Raw genomic sequence first — 17,252 nt, 5'->3', positions numbered from 1 at the left:
GAGCCGAGCGACCCTCCGTTCTCCTTGCCCGACGGCATTCCCGCGAGGCAATGGTGCGCCCCGCAGGCTGATGCCACCGGACGACCCATTGCACCGACCTCAGCAAGCGAAGGGACAAGGTCGAAAGTCCTTTGCCGCGGGCGAATTCCAATTGGCACCGCGCCGGCGGCGCCAGCTCAATTCACCTGGGCACCCGAATTCTTCACGATCGGCGTCCACTTCTGCACCTCGCTCGCGACAAAGGCCCTGAAGGCCTCAGGGGTCGAGCCCTGGACGATGAAGCCCTGCGCCGCAAAGTAATCCTTGATGTCGGGAGACTGCATGGCCTTGTTCACTTCCGCGCTCAGCTTCTCGACCACCTCGGGCGGCGTGCCGACCGGCGCAAACAGGCCTTGCCATGACAGCGCCTCGAAACCCTTCAGTCCCGATTCATCCAGCGTCGGCACGTCCGGCAGCAGGGGGTGCCTGATTTTCGAGGTGACGGCCAGCGCGCGAATCTTTCCGGCCTGGATCTGCGGCATCAGCACCAGGACGTCGCCGAACGTGACCTGGATTTGACCGCCCATGAGATCGGTGAGCATGGCCGCGCTTCCGCGATAGGGAACGTGCACCATCGAAACATCGGTCGCCTGCTTGTACATCTCGCCGGTGAGATGCATCGACGTGCCGTTGCCGGCCGAGCCGTAACTCAGCTCGCCCGGTTTCGACTTGGCCAGGGCGAGAAACTCGGCCGGCGTGTTCGCCTTGACGTCGGGATTGACGGCCAGCACCAGCGGCGAGTTCACCATCATCGACACGGGTGCGAAGTCGTTGATCACGTTATAGGGCAACTTCGGATACAGCGCCTGCGCGATGGCGTTGCTGCCGGTCACCCCCGCCAACAGGTTGTAGCCGTCGGGTGCGGATTTGGCCACGAAGTCGGCGCCCAGGGCGCCGCCGGCGCCGGGGCGGTTGTCGACCACCACCGGCTGTCCCCACGCCGCGGCGAGTTTTTCTCCCACACGCCGCGCCAGCACGTCGGTGCTGCCGCCAGGCGCGAACGGCACCACGATGTGGATCGGCTTGTTCGGGTAGGTTGATTGCGCATTGGCCAGTGCAGGCATGAGCATCGCGAAGCTGGCCAACGCCAGCGTCGCACAGCGCGACATCGGGAAACGGATCATGGGCAACTCCTTGCGGGTGGATTGGCGGATTCAATTGGAGCGAGACGACCCCAGCCGCCGCCGCCAGCGGTTTCAATGATCAGCAGGTCGCCGGCGGACCACGCGATGCGGGCGCGCGCAGGCAAGAGCTCGATCGCTCCGTCCACACGCAAGACCCGGGCCATCGACGTTGCGCCGGCCCCGCCGCCTCGAGCACCGCGCGCACGGCCGACATGGCGCTCGCCGCGATAGGCGATCCACCCCTGGCCTTCGAGCAGCCGATAGGCGCGCCGCACGCCGTCGCCGCCACATTGCAGACCGCCGCCGCCGCTGCCGCGGCGGATCTCGTAGCATTCCACCCTCAGCGGCGCTTCGGTCTCGATCACCTCCACGGGGGTATTGCGCGCATTGCCGACGTCGGTGGAGACACCGGCGCGGCCGGGCGCGTGGACGCTGGCGCCGGCGCCGCTGGCAATGATCTCGGTGAACATCCAGCGCCGCCCGTCCGCCCGCGTGCCGCTGAGCGCGAGGACGGTGGCTACCCCGGCGTGCGGCGCCACGCCCATCCCGCCTGCCGACTGTGACCAGGCTCCGAGAATCGCGTTGCACGCCAGCTTCACGGTCGCCGTGCGCGCATTGACCGCCGCCGGCAGCGCCGGATTGACCAGGCTGCCGGGGGGTGGCAGCTTCAGCGTCAGTGGCGCAAGGCAACCGGCGTTATTGGGTGCATCCGGTGCCAGCGTCCGCATGAAGAACAGAGCCGCCGACAGCATCGCCGCCGGCGATGCATTGAGCGGCCCCCTCACCTGCGGCGCGGTCCCCTCGAAGTCGATGACCAGTGTGTCACCCTGCTTGCGCAAGCTCACCGCGATGGAAACCGGGGCGGTGTCGATGCCGTCGCCGTCGAGTTGATCACGCCAGGTCCATTCGCCGTCGGGCGCGGCCGCAAGGGCGGCGCGGGTCATGCATTCGGTCTGCGCAATCAGGGCATCGCAGACGTCGGCAAAACGAGGTCCGGTGTGACGCGCGATCTGCTTCAGTTCGCGCGCGCCTTGCGTCAGCGCGGTCCACTGCGCTTCCAGGTCGCCGCGCAGGTTGTCAGGCGTGCGGGAGTTGGCGGCCAGGATGGCGTCGATATCGGGCTGCACGCCTTCGGCGCTGCGCCAGCGCACCGGCGGCAGGCGCAGGCCTTCCTGGTACACTTCGGTTGCATCAGGCGGAATGGAGCCGGCGGCCATGCCCCCGACATCCTGATGGTGCAAATTGGCGGCGGCGAAGGCGATCACCTCGCCATCGTGGAAGACCGGATGGACCAGAGCCAGGTCCGGCAGATGCGTGCCGCCGGACCAGGGGTCGTTGAGCAGATAGGCGTCGCCCTCGGACATCGTTGCGAGCGGAAAGCGTGCGAGCACACCGGCAACGGCCGGAATCAGCGAGCCCAGCAACAACGGCAGCGAGCGCGCCTGGGCGAGCAAGCGTCCGTCCGGCAGGAACAGCGCCGCGGCACAGTCGCCGCTCTCGCGGGCGATGGACGACACGGCGGCGCGCATCATGCCATGCTGCATGCGGTCGGCCGTGCCTTGCAGCGCCAGACGCAGCGGCTCCATGCGCAGGGCGATGACCGGATCAGGCGGGACGTCGTGCGCGCGCGGCATCATGCCTTCGCCTCCAGCGCCAGCGCCTGGTCCGGCGTCACCCGCCACGACCAGCCCGCCGGCACAAAGACGGTTGTCATCGGCGCGAACAGAGAATGCGGCCCCTCGCCTTGCGGCGGCAGCGAATCCCACGGGCTTTCGCTCGCCGCCAGGCTGACGTCGCCCTCGTCCGGACTGTAGAGCATGCCCAGCGCCGCCATCACGCCGGCGTGCGGCATCACCAGCACGCAGCGCATACCGGCCAGTTCGGCAATCTCGGCCGCATGCTGCGCGCCGCCGCCGCCGATGGCGACGAGCACCGCATCCGCCGGATCCAGCTTGCGCTGAAAGGCGTGGGTCTTGAGCGCCTCCGCCATCCCGGCGGCGGCCGCGCCCACGACGGCTTCAGCGGTTCGAAGCACCGACAAGCCGAGCGCGCCGGCCACGCCGCCAAGCGCGGCCTCCGCGGCGGCGCGGTCCAGCACGATCCCGCCGGCCAGCCGGGGCGGCAAGCGGTCCAGGACGCACAGTGCATCGCTCAGCGTCGGCAAGTCACCGCCGAGACCAAAGGCGGCCGGTCCTGGCCAGGCTCCTTGCGAGCGCGGCCCCAGGCGAAGCGCGCCACCCGGCAGCACCGACACCACGCTGCCACCCCCGATGCCGATGGAGGCGATATCCGCGCAGCGCTGACGGATCGGCAAGCCGCCGCATTCCAGCGCATCGGTAAAGGTTGGCCTGCCGTCGAGCAGAATGCTGATGTCGGCGCTGGTGCCTCCGATATCCAGAACGATCGCGGGATCGGAGGCTGCGAGGCCGGCGGCCACGCCCTGCAGCGCCGCGCAGGGACCGGACATGGCAAGGCCGATCGGCTGCTCGGCGAGATCATGCCAGGGCGCAGTGCCGCCGGCCGATCGCATCAGGCGCAGCGGCGGCAAGCCACGTACCTTCAATGCGTCGGCCAGCGCGTGCAGGTAACTCGCTGCCAGCGGTTTGGCATAGGCGTCCAGCGCCGTAGTCAGCCAGCGTTCGAATTCCCGCGGTTGCGGATCGACTTCGCTGGACAGTGAAATGTGCAAGCTCGGAAGGCGCGCATGCAGCGCCGCACGCAGCGCGCGCTCATGGGTCGGATTGCGGTGCGAGAACAACAGACCGACCGCCAGCGCGCGCACGCCGGCGTCGCTCACTGCATCCGCAATGGCGTCCACGGCCGACAGGTCGAGCGGCTCCACCTCGCGCCCCTCGGCATCGATGCGCCCGCCGATCTCGAAACGCAGCGGCTCCGGAAACAGCTTTGCTTCGGGCACGGCCGGCATGATCACCGGCTCATACAGTTCCTTGCGATCCTGGCGCGCCAGGACCGGTACGTCGCGCATGCCGCGCGTCAGGACAAGGGCCACCGGAGGTTCGTTCAGCTCCAGCAGCAGATTGGTGATGACGGTGGAGCCGTGCACGACGCGGCCGACGTCGTCTGCCCCGATGCCCGCCTGCGCGCACAACTGATCGAGTGCCTCGACGACCGGCTCCGCCAGCCGGCGTCCGGCGCGCGGATGTTTGAGCGACGCAACGTGCCCGTCGCTCCGCAAGGCCACCGCATCGATGAAGGTGCCACCCATGTCCACGGCGAGTGACCAGGACGCGTTCAACGGAAGCGCTCCGGCGAAAACGGCGTCAGGTCCACCTGCGTCGGTCGTCCGGCCACCAGATGCGCAATCTCGCGGCCGGTCGCCGCGCCCATGCACATGCCCATATGGCCATGGCCGAAGGCGAGCCAGGCGTTGTCGGCCGCGCGGACCGGACCGACCACGGGAAGACTGTCGGGAAGACAGGGACGATGACCCATCCAGCGCGTGAAGGACGATGTGTCCAGGTGCGGGAATAACTGCTGTCCCTGACGAAGCAGGGCATCGGCACGCGCCATGTTGGGTGGCGCTTTCAAGCCGGCGAATTCCACCGTACCGGCCAGCCGCAGACCCATGGCCATCGGGTTGACCATCAGATTGTGCTCCACCGCCATCACGGTGTGGCGCAGAGCCAGATTCGAGCTCTGCACGGTGACGTGGTAACCGCGCTGCGTCTCCAGCATCACCGGGCTGTCGAGCTGTGTCGCCAATGCGCCCGACCAGGCCCCGGCTGCCACCACCACGCCGTCCGCCGCCAGCGGCTCGCCCTGCTCCAACAGCACTGCCGTGACGCGCCGGCCCTGCCGCTCGAAACCACGGACGCGGTCGCGGACGTGACGCGCGCCGTCGCCGATGCAGCGATTGTAGATCGCCTTGACGAGGGCAGATGGATCGGACGTGGAGCCGTTATCGGGCGCCAGAATGCCGAACCGAAAACGTCCCTTGAGGTCCGGCTCGAGACTTTCCAGCTCGTCCTGCTCCACGTCCTGCATCCACACGCCCAGCGATCGCCGCAGATTCATGCCCCAGGCCCACTGCGCCGCTGTCTCGCGAGAGGAAAAGACGTACAGGCAACCGCTACGCCGCACCAACTCCCGGGCATCGGCATGGACGAGCAGCGGATCATAGCAGTCGAAGATAGGCGCCAGCAGCGAACGTAACGCGGTGGCGATGCGTGTCACCTCTTCGCGTGATGAATGACGCAGCAGCCGCAGCAGCCATGGCGCCACGAGCGGGGCATAGGCCCAACGCACCGTCAGCGGTCCCAATGGGTCCAGCAGCCAGCGCGGGACCTTCTTCCACATGCCTGGCATGCCGACCGGCAGGCAGGCGCTGGGCGAGAGCGAGCCGGCATTGCCGAAGGAGCAGGCCTCGCCCGCGTCCAGCGGGTCGACGAAGGTCACCGCGTGGCCGTCGCGCTGCAGCCACGCAGCAGTGCAAGCGCCGACGATTCCCGTTCCTATGACGACAATGTGCATGCGGGAATTCTGAAAAATAATTCCCCCATCACACAAGCCAATTCTTTTAATATGATCATCAGGTTTCCTGATGATGGATCCGTTCGAGCGAGGATATGTGATGCGGCCCGCCATTCTCTCCACTCTCAGCCTGCGCCAGATGCGCGCCTTTGCCGCGGTCGCTCGAGCGGGCAGCTTCACGGCGGCGGCGCGACAGATCAACCTGACGCAGTCGGCAGTCAGCATGCTGGTTCAGCAACTCGAGGAGACCCTCGGGCTGAAACTGTTCGACCGCGGCGCGGTCGTGTTCTTGACGGCGGCCGGCCAGCAATTGCTCCCCCTGGCGCGCCGCATCCTGGATGACGTGCAACAGATCGCAGAGGGCGCTTCGGACCTTCGCTCCCTTCGCACCGGCCTGTTGCGCGTGGTGGCGCCGCAGATGCTGGCATGCACATGGGTGGCCGCAGTGCTGGGCGAGTTCGAGCAAGCCCATCCGGATGTCGGCCTGCGCGTGACCGACGCGATGGCGGACGAGGTGGTGAGCACGGTGCGCCGGGGCGAGGCGGAACTGGGCGTTGGCCCAGAGCGCGCCACCGGCGAGGACGTCACCAGCACATTCCTGATGGATGTGCCGATCCGAGTGGTCTGCTCAGCGCAGCACCCGCTGGCGCAGCAACGCGCCGTCTCATGGAAGAAACTGCGCGACGAGCGCTGGGTCATCTATTCCAGTGAGTTCAACCGGCACCTGGAGAGCCTGCTGCATGCGCACGATAGCTCGCTCTCCATGCAGACCGCCGTCGAGGTCAAATATCTGACCACCGCTTTGGCGTTGGTGGGCGTCGGCACCGGCCTGGCGGCCGTTCCCGACTACGGACGGCTGTTCGCGCCGAATTTCGACGTGCGTTTCATCAAGCTGCGCGCTCCGGAAATCCGCCGCCGCTACTATATATATCAACGACGCGGGCTGGTGCTCTCGCCGCCGGCGGAGGCGTTCGCGAAGCTGCTGCGCCAACGCGCGGCACGCAGCGGTGGGTGAATCCGTGCACCCGAACGTGCGAGCGCACGGCTCCCGGCCGTGGCCATGGAAGTCCCACGTCTGACGAGCGCATAATCAGGCCGCCGTGTCGCCGAACCACTTTTCCCCTGACGATCCGACAGGCCATGCGCGTCTGGCACCTTCCGGAAGTGCCGGCAGCAGACGCCAATGATGACGAACGGTCGCCGGCTTAGATGCTGCGATACCGCTCGATACGTGAGAGCTCGGGCGCTATTCCGAGCCCCGGCTCTTGATCCAATTCAACCGTGCCCTCCCTCACGTCAAGAACCGGGCCGCAATAGAGATCGCGCAACGGGTTGTCGTTGACATCAACCTCCAGCCAGCCATGCCCGCCGATGCCGGCGAGGAGATGCGCGGACGCAAGCAAGCCCAGGCCTCCGCCGAGATAGTGCGGACAGAACGTCTTGCCCGCCTTCAGAATGTCGCGGGCCAGTGGACTGCACACGCTCAGCCCGCCCCATTTCGCAATATCGGGCTGAACCACACCGAGCACGTCGTCGGCAAGAACCTCCTTGAAGCCCTCGACGCTCGAAATGTTTTCGCCGGCGGCAATCGGCATCTTCGCTGCGGCGCGCAGCCTGCGCCATTCCGCGCGCGGGCGATCGGCCCGAATCGGCTCCTCCAGCCAGCGTAGATCGAACTGGGCAAGCCGCGGCAGCATCTCGATCGCCTGCCTGACTGACCAGCCCTGATTTGCATCGGCGGCAAGCATGCCCGCGCCGAGGATCCCACGCAGCGCGGCCAAATTGGCAATATCGGTTTCGGCGCCGAACCCGACCTTCAGCTTCAGCGCGCAATGGCCGCGCTCGAGCGCGGCTTCCGCCGTCTGCGCCGCGCCGGCGGGATTGATGCCGCTGGCGTAGACCTTGATCTTGCCGGACTGTCCGCCGAGCAGCCGCCATAGCGGCACCCGCCGACGCCGTGCGCAGATATCCCACAGCGCAAGATCGATGCCCGAAATCGCCTGCGCAAACGGACCGGGCTCGCCGCATTGAATCACCAGAACCTCGATGGCCTTGGTCAGGGTCTCGAACGCCTGAGTGGGACCATCGAATTTGCGCCCGATGAGCGCGGGCGCAAGCACCTCGTTGATGAGCCGGGCGCGATGCTCCGCGCCTGGCGCTGGAAAGTTGCACCAGGCTTCACCCCATCCCTCGACGCCGTCTTCGTCGACTGCGCGAACGAAGACGGCGGGACGGTCGAGCATCTTGCCGAAGGAGGTCACCACCGGCATTGCCAGCGGATAGCGATAGCAGAACGCTTCGATCGAACGGATGGTGAAGCTGTCAGTCATGTTGCAATTCCTGCAAGACCACGCCGGACCGCTATCATCCTAGTAGGCGCGTGCGAAGTCACCTTCCAGCTTGATATCGGTAAAGACCGGAAAGCGGGGCTTCCAGGGCGTGCCCTTGGTCGTGGTCAGCTCGTTGAGCCGTTCGAGCACGTGGAGACCATCCTTGCTCAGGCTCGCCGAGACTGCCGCCCGGTCCGGGAAGTTCTTGAGGACGGCATCGAGCCAGATGGTCCGACCGGCCAGGAAGCCGCTTGCGCCTGCGGCATAGGAATAGTCGAGCACGCGCTCGAATTTCTCCGGCGCGGCGCCGCCCGAGAGCAGCACCCAGGGAATGTTGCGCGCGCGGCAGATATCGCCGATCGCATCGAACTCCTTCTGCGCGGCCTTCGCCTCGGCGCTGCCGTCACGTGCAGGCAGGCTGCCCGCCGCAAGCGGGCTCTCCAGCTTGAGGAGATCGACGCCGTATTCGGGCTTCGCGAACTCGCGCACGCTGTCGATGACGAGGCCCGGCAGCTTGCCCGGCGATTCCACGTAATCGGCGGTGTGATTGGCGCTGCCGAGGAACGGATAGACCAGCAATTCGAGCACATAGGGAATGTCGTGGCGGGCGCAGTCCTCGCCGATCTCGCGCACGAACTTCTTCTGGTGCTCGTTGACGGCGGCATCGGCGTCGGGCCGGTACCAGGCCAGCACCTTGACGGCGTCGCCGCCCATGGCGCGGATCTTCTCCACGCTCCAATTGGTGATCGCGCGCGACTTGCGGCCACCCGCGGTCTCCTCGACGCGGTGCTCTTCCAGCGTCATGATGAGGCCGCAGCGCGGCGGCAGCAGGTCAATCGCGGCCGGCACGGCAAAGTTCGGGTCGAACAGCATTGAGCTGCAATGCGGCGCGAGGTTCTCGACCAGGAGGCGCTTGGCCGCCGTGACGTCCGAAAACTCGACCTGGTCCCGCGTGATGCCCTTGGCTTTCGCGATGGCATCGAACAGTGGCGGCCGCTGATCTAGCGCGACCATGCGAAAGTGGCCGTCCGCGTCAGCAAGCCGTGCCAGGCCCCGGTTCTTTCCAATCGCTCTCATGGCTTCGTCCTCATGAATACAAGACACTCATTGATGGTGGGGATTCCATTGCGGCCGCCGGCATGGCGGCATTTCATGGCGGCCGTGGCGGCCGAAAACGCCATGGCGGCGCGCACGTCGATGCCGGCGCCGATCGCAAGCGCATAGGCGCCGTGGAAGACGTCGCCGGCGCCCGTGGTATCGACGACGTCGACGGCATAGGCGACCTGCCGATGCAGCTGGCCGTTCTCGTGCCAGCTCACGCCGCCCTCGCCGCGCGTGACGGCGATGACGCGGCATCCGAAGCGCGCCAGCGTTGCGAGGGATTCATCATCGGCCGATCCGGCAAAGGCTGTGAGCGCGGGCGCCGAGAAGATCGCGTGATCAGTCAGCGGCAGCAGCCGCTCGAACACCTCGGCGTCGGCCATGTCGCCGTCGAGCACGGTCGGAATGCCGCGCGCACGCGCTTCGCGGAACAGCGCCGCCGCGCCCTCGACCCAGCGCGGATCGGCCAGCACGGCAGAGGCGTGCGCGACGATTTCGAGCGGAATCCAATCGGCTGCCTCCGGATACAGGCCGCGGAAGTTGACGATCTGGCGCTCGCCGGAGCTGTCGACGATGATTCCGGAGACCGACGAACGGCCAGCGGGAAACAGCCGGAAGTTCTCGACGTCGACGCCTTCGGCGGTGAAGGCCGACTTCATCTCATGGCCGGCCGCATCGTTCCCTGCCCGCCCCCAGAACGCGACAGACGCGCCGAGCTTCGCCACCGCGACGGCAGCATTGGCAGCCATGCCGCCGCCAAGCGTGCCGTACTCGACCGCCCTGATTTTCTCGCTTCCACCCGCGAACGGCCGATCGACCCGCCAGACCTGGTCGAGCGCGGACAGCCCGAGACAGATCACGTGCACGGGCCTCTCGCTGGACGCGACGTCCGCCAGCGCCGAGAGGTCACCGATGTTCACCGGCGCGCTCACCGCAGAACCCGTCCATTGGTGGCATCGAACAGGTGCGTCTTGCCCGGCTGCGGGCGCAGGTTGATGCGATCGCCGACCTTCGGCCGCAGCGCCGGATCGACCCGCGCAATGGCGGGACCGCCGGCGAGATCGAAATGGATCAGCGTGTCCGAACCGAGCGGCTCGACCAGCTTGACGTCGATGGCGATGCCATCGGCGGCATCGGTCGCGACCGCGAAATGTTCGGGGCGAATGCCGAGCACGGCGTTACCGGCCTTGCTCAGGCGGCCTGCGGTCTCGCCGTCCAGCGCCACCACCGTTCCGCCTTGCGAAAGAACTGCCTGCTCCTGGCGCCACTCAACCGGGAAGAAATTCATCGCGGGCGAGCCGATGAAGCCGGCGACGAACTGGTTTGCGGGCCGCTCGTAGACGGTCTCGGGCGTGTCGTATTGCTGGATCGTGCCGCTCTGGAGCACCACGATCCGGTCTGCCATGGTCATGGCCTCGATCTGATCGTGGGTGACGAAGACCATGGTGGTCTTCAGCTCCTGCGACAGCGCCTTGATCTCGGCGCGGACCTGCCCGCGCAGCTTGGCGTCGAGGTTGGAGAGCGGCTCGTCGAACAGGAACGCCTTGGGATTGCGCACGATGGCGCGGCCCATGGCGACGCGCTGGCGCTGGCCGCCTGAGAGCTCCTTCGGCTTGCGGTCGAGATAAGGCTCGATGTGCAAGAGCGCGGCGGCGCGCCTCACGCGCGCATCAATTTCCGCCTTGGACACTCCCCGCAGCTCCAGCGCGAACGACATGTTGTCGTAGACGTGCATATGCGGATAGAGGGCGTAGTCCTGGAACACCATCGCGATGTCACGCTGCGCGGCCTGCACGCCGTTGACGCGCTTGTCGCCGATATAGAGGTCGCCCGACGAGATCGGCTCGAGGCCCGCAATGATGCGCAGCAAGGTCGACTTGCCGCAGCCGGACGGGCCGACGAACACGACGAACTCGTGGTCAGCGATCTCCAGATTGAGATCGGGGATCACGGTGAAATTGCCGTAACGTTTGGTGAGGTTGCGGATCGAGATCGAGGCCATGATCGCTCAGTCCAGCGCCAGCACGGGCTTGATCAGCTCGCCTTTGGCGAAGCGGGCGAAGTTCTCAGGGAGTGTCGAGAGGCAGAACTCGCCGTCGACGAGGACGCGATACTCGTCCTTGTACTTGCGCAGCAGCTCGACATTCGGCTCGAAATCCGAGACCGGGAAATAGAAGGTCCGGATCATGTAGAAGTCCTTGCGGCGGAAGACCTTGCCTTCCTCGATGGTCCAGGGCGCCGCGTTTTCGCCGACCAGCACCAAGGCGCCGCGCGGCAGGACAAGCTCGATGCCGAGATTGCGCGCCGCATGCGCGCCTGAGCATTCCATGATGAGGGCAAAGCGCTTGGAGGTGTCGCCGACCGGGTGTGCCTTCGCGCCGAAGGATTGCGCGATCCCGAGGCGCGCGGCGTTGGGGTCGGCGACATGGACGTCATCGTAGCCGAGCGCGCGGAGCGCCAGTACGACGCCGAGACCGACGGGCCCCGCCCCCATCACGAGCACCGGTCCGGCCTCGGCCGGCGACATCACGCGGCTGACGAAGCGCACGGCATGGCCCGAAGTGCCGATGGTGTCGAGCAGCAACGGCGCGAGGCTGTCCTCGATGTCGTCGGGGACCGGGAGCAGGCAGTTTTCAGGCACCGGCACGTATTCGGCATAGCCGCCCGGCCTGTTCCAGCCGATCAGGCTGGAGACCTCCAGGCACATCTGGGTGTCGCCGCGCCGACAGGCGGCGCAGCGGTCGCAGTGCAAGGGGATATAGACGGCGCAGCGCCGGCCATGCAGGCGATGACCGGGCTGCTCGACCACGCCGAAGATCTCGTGGCCCGCGGTGAACTCCGCACCCTTGTGCCAGAGCTTGAAGTCCGAACCACACAGCGCGGTGCGCGAGACGCGCACCAGCACCTCGCCCTTGCCGACGTCGGGCATCGGCACGCGTTCGATGGTGATGCGATCGTTGCCGTGGAAGACCGCGGCCTGCATGATCGAATTCGGACGGGATAATACATTCATGAGACCTAGCCTTTCACCGCGCCGAGCGTCAGTCCGGACACGAGCCAGCGCTGAACCAGGGCCGCCAGTACCAGCGGCGGCAATGCGATCAACGTCGCCGCCGCCATGAGCGCACCCCACTGCGTCGAACCCTCGCCGATGAAGTTGAAGGCCGCCGCGATCAGCGTCTTGGTGTCGCCATTGGAAAGCACCAGCGCAAACAGGAAGTAGTTCCACGAGAATACGAAGGCGAGGATCGCCGAGACCGCGACGCCCGACGCCACCAGCGGCAGCGCGATGCGCCAGAGGATGCGCGTGACGCTGCATCCGTCCACCTGCGCCGCTTCAAAGACGCTGCGCGGGATGCCATCGAAGGACGGCAGCAGGACCCAGATCACGATCGGCAGCGTGATCACGGCGTGGCTGAGGATCAACGCGGTGTAGGAGCCGATCATGCCGACCTGCCGGAACATGACGTACCATGGCAGCAGGAACAGCGTGCCCGGCGCCATGCGCGCCGCCAGCGTCAGGATCGCGGGCCAGGAAATCCGCGTCCAGGAGACGGCGAAGGCGGCGGGAATGCCGAACATCAGTCCGAGCGCGGTCGAGCCCACGGTGACGATGAGGCTGTTGAGCGCATAGCTGAGGAACGGCGTGGTCCTCGTCAGCTCGACATAGTTCTCCAATGTCGGCGTGAAGACCAGCGTCGGCGGATAGGCGGTGACCTCGAAGGACGGCTTGAACGAGGACAGCACCATCCAGACCGTCGGCGCCATGATGATCGCGCCGGCCAGCACGAGCTGCACCAGGTTGAGCCGGCGGATCCAGCGGTCGGTGTTGGCGGCATCGGTCATGTCATCACCACGCCACTGCGCCGCGCAGGCGGTTGAAGGCGAGCACGGCGCCGAACACGATCGCCGTCAACGTCAGCATCAGGGCGCTGGCATAGCCGATGTTGAAGAATTCGAAGCCGACCCGGAAGCCGTAGATGTTGAGCGTGTTCGAGGCGTTGCCCGGCCCGCCCTGTGTGGTGATGTAGATGATGTCGAAGAAGCGCAGGAGATCGACGCTGCGCAGGATCGCCGCGGTGACGATGGTCGGCAGCAGCAGCGGCAACGTGATGCGGTGGAAGGTCTTGAACGGGGATGCGCCGTCGATCTGCGCGGCCTCGTAGACGCTCGGCGGCAGCGACTGCAGGCCGCCCAGCACGATCAGGGCGACGTAGGGCGTCCACTGCCAGCTGTCGATCAGCGCGACGGTCGGAATCACCCATGTCGGCGACGCCAGCCAGTCCGACGGCGGCAGGCCGAAGGATTGCAGGATGTAGTTGGCGGCGCCCAGCGAGGGATCGAGGATCACCAGCCACATCATGCCCGCGACCACCGGCGGCATCATGAAGGGCGAGATGAACAGCGAGCGCACGATGCCCGGCAGACGCTTGGCGTGGAACAGTACCAGCGCCAGCCAGACGCCGAACACGAGCTGCAGCGCCAGCGACAGCACGAACAGCGCGATGGTGATCCACAGCCCGTGCCAGAATTCGACGTCGGAGATCAGCTTCGAATAATTGGCGAGGCCCGCAAAGGATTGCTTGCCGGTCGAGGAGAACGTCTGGAAGCCGAGCCAGATCGTATAGACGACCGGAAACGCGATCATCGCGACTGTAAAGACCACGGCCGGCGCCGAAAGCGCCGCCATCTCCAGCTTCTGCCGGTCCTGCGTGAGTGTCGCAGCCGTGTCAGACATCCGCCCGTTTCCTTGAGAATGAGGTGCCGGCAGGCAGCGAGCCTGCCGGCATGAAACCGTTACTTCCGGGCGATCAGCGCATCGAGCGCCTTGTCGGCATCCGCGCAGGCCTGCTCGACCGGCTTCTGCTTCAGGATCAGATCCTGCACGGCCTGGCCGATGAACTCGCGCGATTCCGGGTTGGCAACGATGGGATAGCCGACCTCGGAGGAGCCCTTGGTGGCGAGCACGTCGAGCGCGGCCTGCCATTCCTTGCGGACCGGCTCCTCGTCGATCCACTTGCGATATTCAGGGTCCTTGGCGACCGACGGACGCGGCGGGGCAATGCCCTGCAGCGCCATCTTCTTCTGCACCTCGGGGCTGGTCGCCCACTGCACGAAGTACCAGGCTGCCTCCGGCTGCTTGCTGTGCGAGGACACCGCCATGCCCCAGCCGATCGTGGTCGGCACCTGGCCGGCCTCGCCTGCCGGGAACGGCAGCAGGCCGGTGTCCTTCAGGCGCGCACCGCCTTCCATCACTGTGCGCAGTTCGTTCGAGGATTCGAACGCCATCGCCGCGCGGCCGCTGCGGTAGAGCGCGGAGATCTGCTGAAAGCTGTAATTGACGACGCCCGGCGGACCGAAATCGCGCATCAGCCGACTATAGGTATCGAGCGCCTCCTTGCCCTTGGCGGAGCAGAGGTTCGACTTTCCGCTTGCGATGTAGGTGCCGCCGATATTGTGCAGCATGTTGCTGAAGGTGTAGGCGATCGCGGGCTTGAGGCCACGCGAGACGAACGGCGTCACCGCGCCATCGCAGGTCTTTATCTTCTCGGCGGCAGCCTCGACGTCCTTGATCGTCTTCGGCGCCTCGAGGCCGCACTTCTTGAAGATGTCGGTGCGGTAATAGAAGATCGGACCTTCGATGTTCATCGGCATGCTGGTGAGCTTGCCGTTGAAGGTCGCGGCCTTGAGCAAGGCCTGGCTCAATCCATTCGGATCATAGTCCTTGGCAACCTCGTTCCTGGCCATCGTGGTGAGATCGCCGTACCAGCCGGCAGCGGCGAACTGCTCGCCCTCGCGCGAGGGCAGCGTCATGAACACGTCGACCTCGTCGCTGTTCGCGTTCATGACGGTGACCAGACGCTGGCGCATCTGCTGTTCCTGATAGGCGTCGACCTTCAGGGTCATGCCGGTCAGCTTCTCGAAATCGGCCTTGTAGGTCAGCAGCGCCTGCGCGACCGGATTGTTGTTGGCGAGAAAGGTGACCGTCTTGCCCTTGAATTTCATCCAGTCGAAATCGGCCGCGTGTGCTGGCGCGCTGGCGGCGGCAATCGCGAAAACGGGCAACGCGACATGGGTCGCGAGCATCCTGGCCTTCATCGAACTCTCCTCCCGGCTGACCGCCTTAAACTGGCGGACCATTTTGAGTACGTTTGATCACTATCTGAAAACGGTTACAAAATAGACCTCGCATCCGCCGTGTCAAGCGATGGACAAGCAGCACAATCTGCGGCAGATTCGCGACATTCCCGCTAACGCTCGGGTTGCGCCGCACAATGTAACGTTACATGAGACTGACCAACGCCAAATCTGCGAAACAGGGTATCCGCGCCGTGGCGGCGCGCGCTGGCGTCTCGACGGCATCGGTGTCGCGCGCGCTCAACAATCCCGATGCGGTGAGCCCGTCCCTGCGCGCGCGCATCGAAAAGGCCATTGACGCGCTCGGCTACATCCCGCATGCGCCGGCACGGATCCTGTCGTCGCGGCGTTCGCGCACACTCGGCGCGATCGTGCCGACGATCGACAACACGATGTTCGCGCGCGGCATCGCCTCGCTGCAGCAATATCTGTCCTCGGTCGGATACATGCTGTTTCTCACCACGAGCGGCTACGACCTCGACGTCGAGTTGCAGCAGGCGCGCAATCTGATCAGCCGCGGCGTCGACGGCCTGGTGCTGCGCGGCGATTGTCATCACGACGGCTTGCGCAAGCTGCTCGCGGACAATGCAGTCCCCTTTATCAACGTCGGCATCTATCAGCCTGATAGGCCCTACCCCTGCGTCGGCACCGACAACGAAGCCGCCGCCCATCGCGCCGCCGCGCATGTGATCGAGCTCGGCCATCGCCGCATCGGGATCGTCTCGGCGCTCCAGCGCAACAACGACCGCGCCAGCGCCCGCGTCGCCGGCTTTCGCCGCGCGCTCGCCGAGAACGACATCGAGCTTCCCTCGCAATGGCATGTCGAGGTGCCCTATACGCTGGACGACGCGCGCGAGGCGGCGCGCTATCTCCTCAATCTCAAGGACCGTCCGACGGCGGTGGTGTGCGGCAACGACGTCATCGCCTACGGCGTCCTGCTCGAGGCGGAGCGCGACGGCTTCTCCGTGCCGCGCGACTTGTCGGTGGTCGGCTTCGACGACCTCGACTGGAGCCGCCATTTGCGGCCGAGCCTGACCACGATCCACGTTCCGACCGGAGAGACCTGGCAGCGCGCCGGCGAATATCTGGTGCGGAGCCTTGCCGGCGAGCAGACCATCATGCATCGCGAGATCGATTTCTCGCTGGTGGTGCGTGAATCGACCGCCCAGCCTCCGAAATCCCTGAAGTGAGACCCTGCCCATGAGTTCGAATTTCTCCCTCGCACCCGGCTTCCACGCCGTCGTGATCGGCGGCGCCGGCGACATTGGCGCTGCGATCAGCAACCAGTTTTGCGATCTCGGCGCGACCGTGACGGCCACGGGGGCCAACGATGCCGATCTCGACCGCACCCTGCTCAAGCCGCGCGCGGGCCTTGCGCTCGCGACACTCGATGTGACCGATGATGCCGCCGTCACGTCCTTCGCCCGGCAGCACAAGCGCGTCGATGCGCTGGTCAATTGCGCCGGGATCCTTGCGCGCGACAAGGAATTCGAGATCGAGACCTTCATGAAGGTGCTCGACGTCAATCTCACCGGCACGTTCCGAACCTGCATGGCGTTTCAGCCGCGGCTCGCGGAGACTAAAGGCTCGATCGTCAACATCGCCTCGATGAATGCGACGCTGGCGCTGCCGCGCATTCCCGCCTATTGCGCCAGCAAAGGTGGCGTCGTGATGCTGACCAAGGCGCTGGCCTTGAAGTGGGCCGAAGACGGCATCCGCGTCAATGCGGTGGCACCCGGCTATATCGAAACGGCGATCAACGCCGCCGGCCGTACTGATCTCGCGCATTACCAGCGCATCGCCGATCGCACCGCGTTCAAGCGCTGGGGACAGCCGGAGGAGATTGCCGGCGCAGTTGCTTTCCTTTGCATGCCGGCGTCGCGATATGCGACCGGAACCGTCGTTGCTGTGGATGGCGGGTTCCTCGCCGGATGAGCCATAGGATCAGGATGCAATATTCTTCGTAGCCACACTATTGCGGACTACCTCATGCGTGCCTGCGGGCTCGTCGCCTCATTATCGATCTTTA

The 17,252-nt window shown here is 66.0% G+C and carries 15 protein-coding genes; 3 read left to right on the top strand and 12 right to left on the bottom strand.

Features of this window, described 5'->3' with window-relative positions; all coding sequences use genetic code 11:
- Positions 1-176: 176 nt before the first annotated feature.
- From H1B27_RS01235 to H1B27_RS01220, 4 genes are read right to left on the bottom strand one after another with little or no spacing between them, the layout of a single operon-like run.
- A complete protein-coding gene (locus tag H1B27_RS01235; RefSeq protein ID WP_197964664.1) occupies positions 177-1,163 on the bottom strand; it encodes a Bug family tripartite tricarboxylate transporter substrate binding protein in 987 nt (328 codons plus the stop codon).
- Positions 1,160-2,800, bottom strand: a complete 1,641-nt coding sequence (locus H1B27_RS01230; protein ID WP_197964663.1) for a hydantoinase B/oxoprolinase family protein — start codon at positions 2,798-2,800, stop codon at positions 1,160-1,162. The genes H1B27_RS01235 and H1B27_RS01230 overlap by 4 nt, the downstream gene beginning before the upstream one ends.
- Entirely contained in the window at positions 2,797-4,419 is a 1,623-nt protein-coding gene (locus tag H1B27_RS01225) for a hydantoinase/oxoprolinase family protein (RefSeq protein ID WP_197964662.1), read from the bottom strand. The genes H1B27_RS01230 and H1B27_RS01225 overlap by 4 nt, the downstream gene beginning before the upstream one ends.
- The gene (locus H1B27_RS01220) at positions 4,416-5,654 is read right to left on the bottom strand and encodes an NAD(P)/FAD-dependent oxidoreductase (protein ID WP_197964661.1); all 1,239 of its coding nucleotides are present in this window, start codon (positions 5,652-5,654) and stop codon (positions 4,416-4,418) included. Before H1B27_RS01220 ends, H1B27_RS01225 begins: the two co-directional genes overlap by 4 nt.
- 70 nt (positions 5,655-5,724) lie before the next feature.
- On the opposite strand from H1B27_RS01220, the gene H1B27_RS01215 reads away from it, so the two are divergent.
- Entirely contained in the window at positions 5,725-6,669 is a 945-nt protein-coding gene (locus H1B27_RS01215) for a LysR family transcriptional regulator (protein ID WP_246515056.1), read from the top strand.
- Between the two features lie 190 nt (positions 6,670-6,859).
- Here the strand turns inward: H1B27_RS01215 and H1B27_RS01210 are convergent, their stop codons facing one another.
- From H1B27_RS01210 to H1B27_RS01175, 8 genes are read right to left on the bottom strand one after another with little or no spacing between them, the layout of a single operon-like run.
- Positions 6,860-7,984 carry a mandelate racemase/muconate lactonizing enzyme family protein gene (locus H1B27_RS01210; protein ID WP_197964660.1) on the bottom strand — a complete coding sequence of 375 codons (1,125 nt, stop codon included), beginning with the start codon at positions 7,982-7,984 and terminating at the stop codon, positions 6,860-6,862.
- Between the two features lie 39 nt (positions 7,985-8,023).
- On the bottom strand, positions 8,024-9,061 hold the full coding sequence (locus tag H1B27_RS01205; protein WP_197964659.1) for a tagatose 1,6-diphosphate aldolase: 1,038 nt from the start codon (positions 9,059-9,061) through the stop codon (positions 8,024-8,026).
- Positions 9,058-10,005, bottom strand: a complete 948-nt coding sequence (locus H1B27_RS01200) for a sugar kinase (RefSeq protein ID WP_311976913.1) — start codon at positions 10,003-10,005, stop codon at positions 9,058-9,060. The genes H1B27_RS01205 and H1B27_RS01200 overlap by 4 nt, the downstream gene beginning before the upstream one ends.
- Positions 10,006-10,013: 8 nt before the next feature.
- On the bottom strand, positions 10,014-11,087 hold the full coding sequence (locus H1B27_RS01195; RefSeq protein ID WP_197964657.1) for an ABC transporter ATP-binding protein: 1,074 nt from the start codon (positions 11,085-11,087) through the stop codon (positions 10,014-10,016).
- 6 nt (positions 11,088-11,093) lie between these two features.
- Entirely contained in the window at positions 11,094-12,098 is a 1,005-nt protein-coding gene (locus H1B27_RS01190) for a zinc-dependent alcohol dehydrogenase family protein (protein ID WP_197964656.1), read from the bottom strand.
- Positions 12,099-12,103: 5 nt separating this feature from the next.
- On the bottom strand, positions 12,104-12,931 hold the full coding sequence (locus tag H1B27_RS01185) for a carbohydrate ABC transporter permease (protein ID WP_197964655.1): 828 nt from the start codon (positions 12,929-12,931) through the stop codon (positions 12,104-12,106).
- 4 nt (positions 12,932-12,935) lie between these two features.
- Positions 12,936-13,823, bottom strand: coding sequence for a carbohydrate ABC transporter permease (locus H1B27_RS01180; RefSeq protein WP_197964654.1), 888 nt, complete (start codon positions 13,821-13,823; stop codon positions 12,936-12,938).
- Positions 13,824-13,882: 59 nt separating this feature from the next.
- Positions 13,883-15,184: an ABC transporter substrate-binding protein gene (locus H1B27_RS01175; RefSeq protein WP_197964653.1), complete on the bottom strand. Its 1,302-nt coding sequence runs from the start codon at positions 15,182-15,184 to the stop codon at positions 13,883-13,885.
- A 188-nt stretch (positions 15,185-15,372) separates the two neighbouring features.
- Between H1B27_RS01175 and H1B27_RS01170 the strand changes: the two genes are divergently transcribed.
- Together H1B27_RS01170 and H1B27_RS01165 are read left to right on the top strand one after the other, a co-directional pair.
- A complete protein-coding gene (locus H1B27_RS01170) occupies positions 15,373-16,413 on the top strand; it encodes a LacI family DNA-binding transcriptional regulator (protein ID WP_197964652.1) in 1,041 nt (346 codons plus the stop codon).
- 10 nt (positions 16,414-16,423) lie between these two features.
- Complete coding sequence (locus H1B27_RS01165) at positions 16,424-17,158, top strand: SDR family NAD(P)-dependent oxidoreductase (RefSeq protein ID WP_061883555.1); 735 nt, start codon at positions 16,424-16,426, stop codon at positions 17,156-17,158.
- Positions 17,159-17,252 lie beyond the last annotated feature (94 nt).

The sequence above is a fragment of the Bradyrhizobium diversitatis genome, assembly GCF_016031635.1.
In the GTDB taxonomy this organism is placed as follows: domain Bacteria; phylum Pseudomonadota; class Alphaproteobacteria; order Rhizobiales; family Xanthobacteraceae; genus Bradyrhizobium; species Bradyrhizobium diversitatis.
Note: the sequence above shows the minus strand (reverse complement) of the source record. Positions and strands in the feature narration are given on the sequence as shown.

What these genes read in the sequence shown, in the direction of transcription:
- H1B27_RS01205 (WP_197964659.1), bottom strand. Translation starts at nt 9,061, where the DNA reads ATGAGAGCGATTGGAAAGAACCGGGGCCTGGCACGGCTTGCTGACGCG.
- H1B27_RS01195 (WP_197964657.1), bottom strand. Translation starts at nt 11,087, where the DNA reads ATGGCCTCGATCTCGATCCGCAACCTCACCAAACGTTACGGCAATTTC.
- H1B27_RS01215 (WP_246515056.1), top strand. Translation starts at nt 5,725, where the DNA reads ATGATGGATCCGTTCGAGCGAGGATATGTGATGCGGCCCGCCATTCTC.
- H1B27_RS01220 (WP_197964661.1), bottom strand. Translation starts at nt 5,654, where the DNA reads ATGCACATTGTCGTCATAGGAACGGGAATCGTCGGCGCTTGCACTGCT.
- H1B27_RS01170 (WP_197964652.1), top strand. Translation starts at nt 15,373, where the DNA reads ATGAGACTGACCAACGCCAAATCTGCGAAACAGGGTATCCGCGCCGTG.
- H1B27_RS01230 (WP_197964663.1), bottom strand. Translation starts at nt 2,800, where the DNA reads ATGATGCCGCGCGCGCACGACGTCCCGCCTGATCCGGTCATCGCCCTG.
- H1B27_RS01185 (WP_197964655.1), bottom strand. Translation starts at nt 12,931, where the DNA reads ATGACCGATGCCGCCAACACCGACCGCTGGATCCGCCGGCTCAACCTG.
- H1B27_RS01175 (WP_197964653.1), bottom strand. Translation starts at nt 15,184, where the DNA reads ATGAAGGCCAGGATGCTCGCGACCCATGTCGCGTTGCCCGTTTTCGCG.
- H1B27_RS01190 (WP_197964656.1), bottom strand. Translation starts at nt 12,098, where the DNA reads ATGAATGTATTATCCCGTCCGAATTCGATCATGCAGGCCGCGGTCTTC.
- H1B27_RS01165 (WP_061883555.1), top strand. Translation starts at nt 16,424, where the DNA reads ATGAGTTCGAATTTCTCCCTCGCACCCGGCTTCCACGCCGTCGTGATC.
- H1B27_RS01210 (WP_197964660.1), bottom strand. Translation starts at nt 7,984, where the DNA reads ATGACTGACAGCTTCACCATCCGTTCGATCGAAGCGTTCTGCTATCGC.
- H1B27_RS01180 (WP_197964654.1), bottom strand. Translation starts at nt 13,823, where the DNA reads ATGTCTGACACGGCTGCGACACTCACGCAGGACCGGCAGAAGCTGGAG.
- H1B27_RS01235 (WP_197964664.1), bottom strand. Translation starts at nt 1,163, where the DNA reads ATGATCCGTTTCCCGATGTCGCGCTGTGCGACGCTGGCGTTGGCCAGC.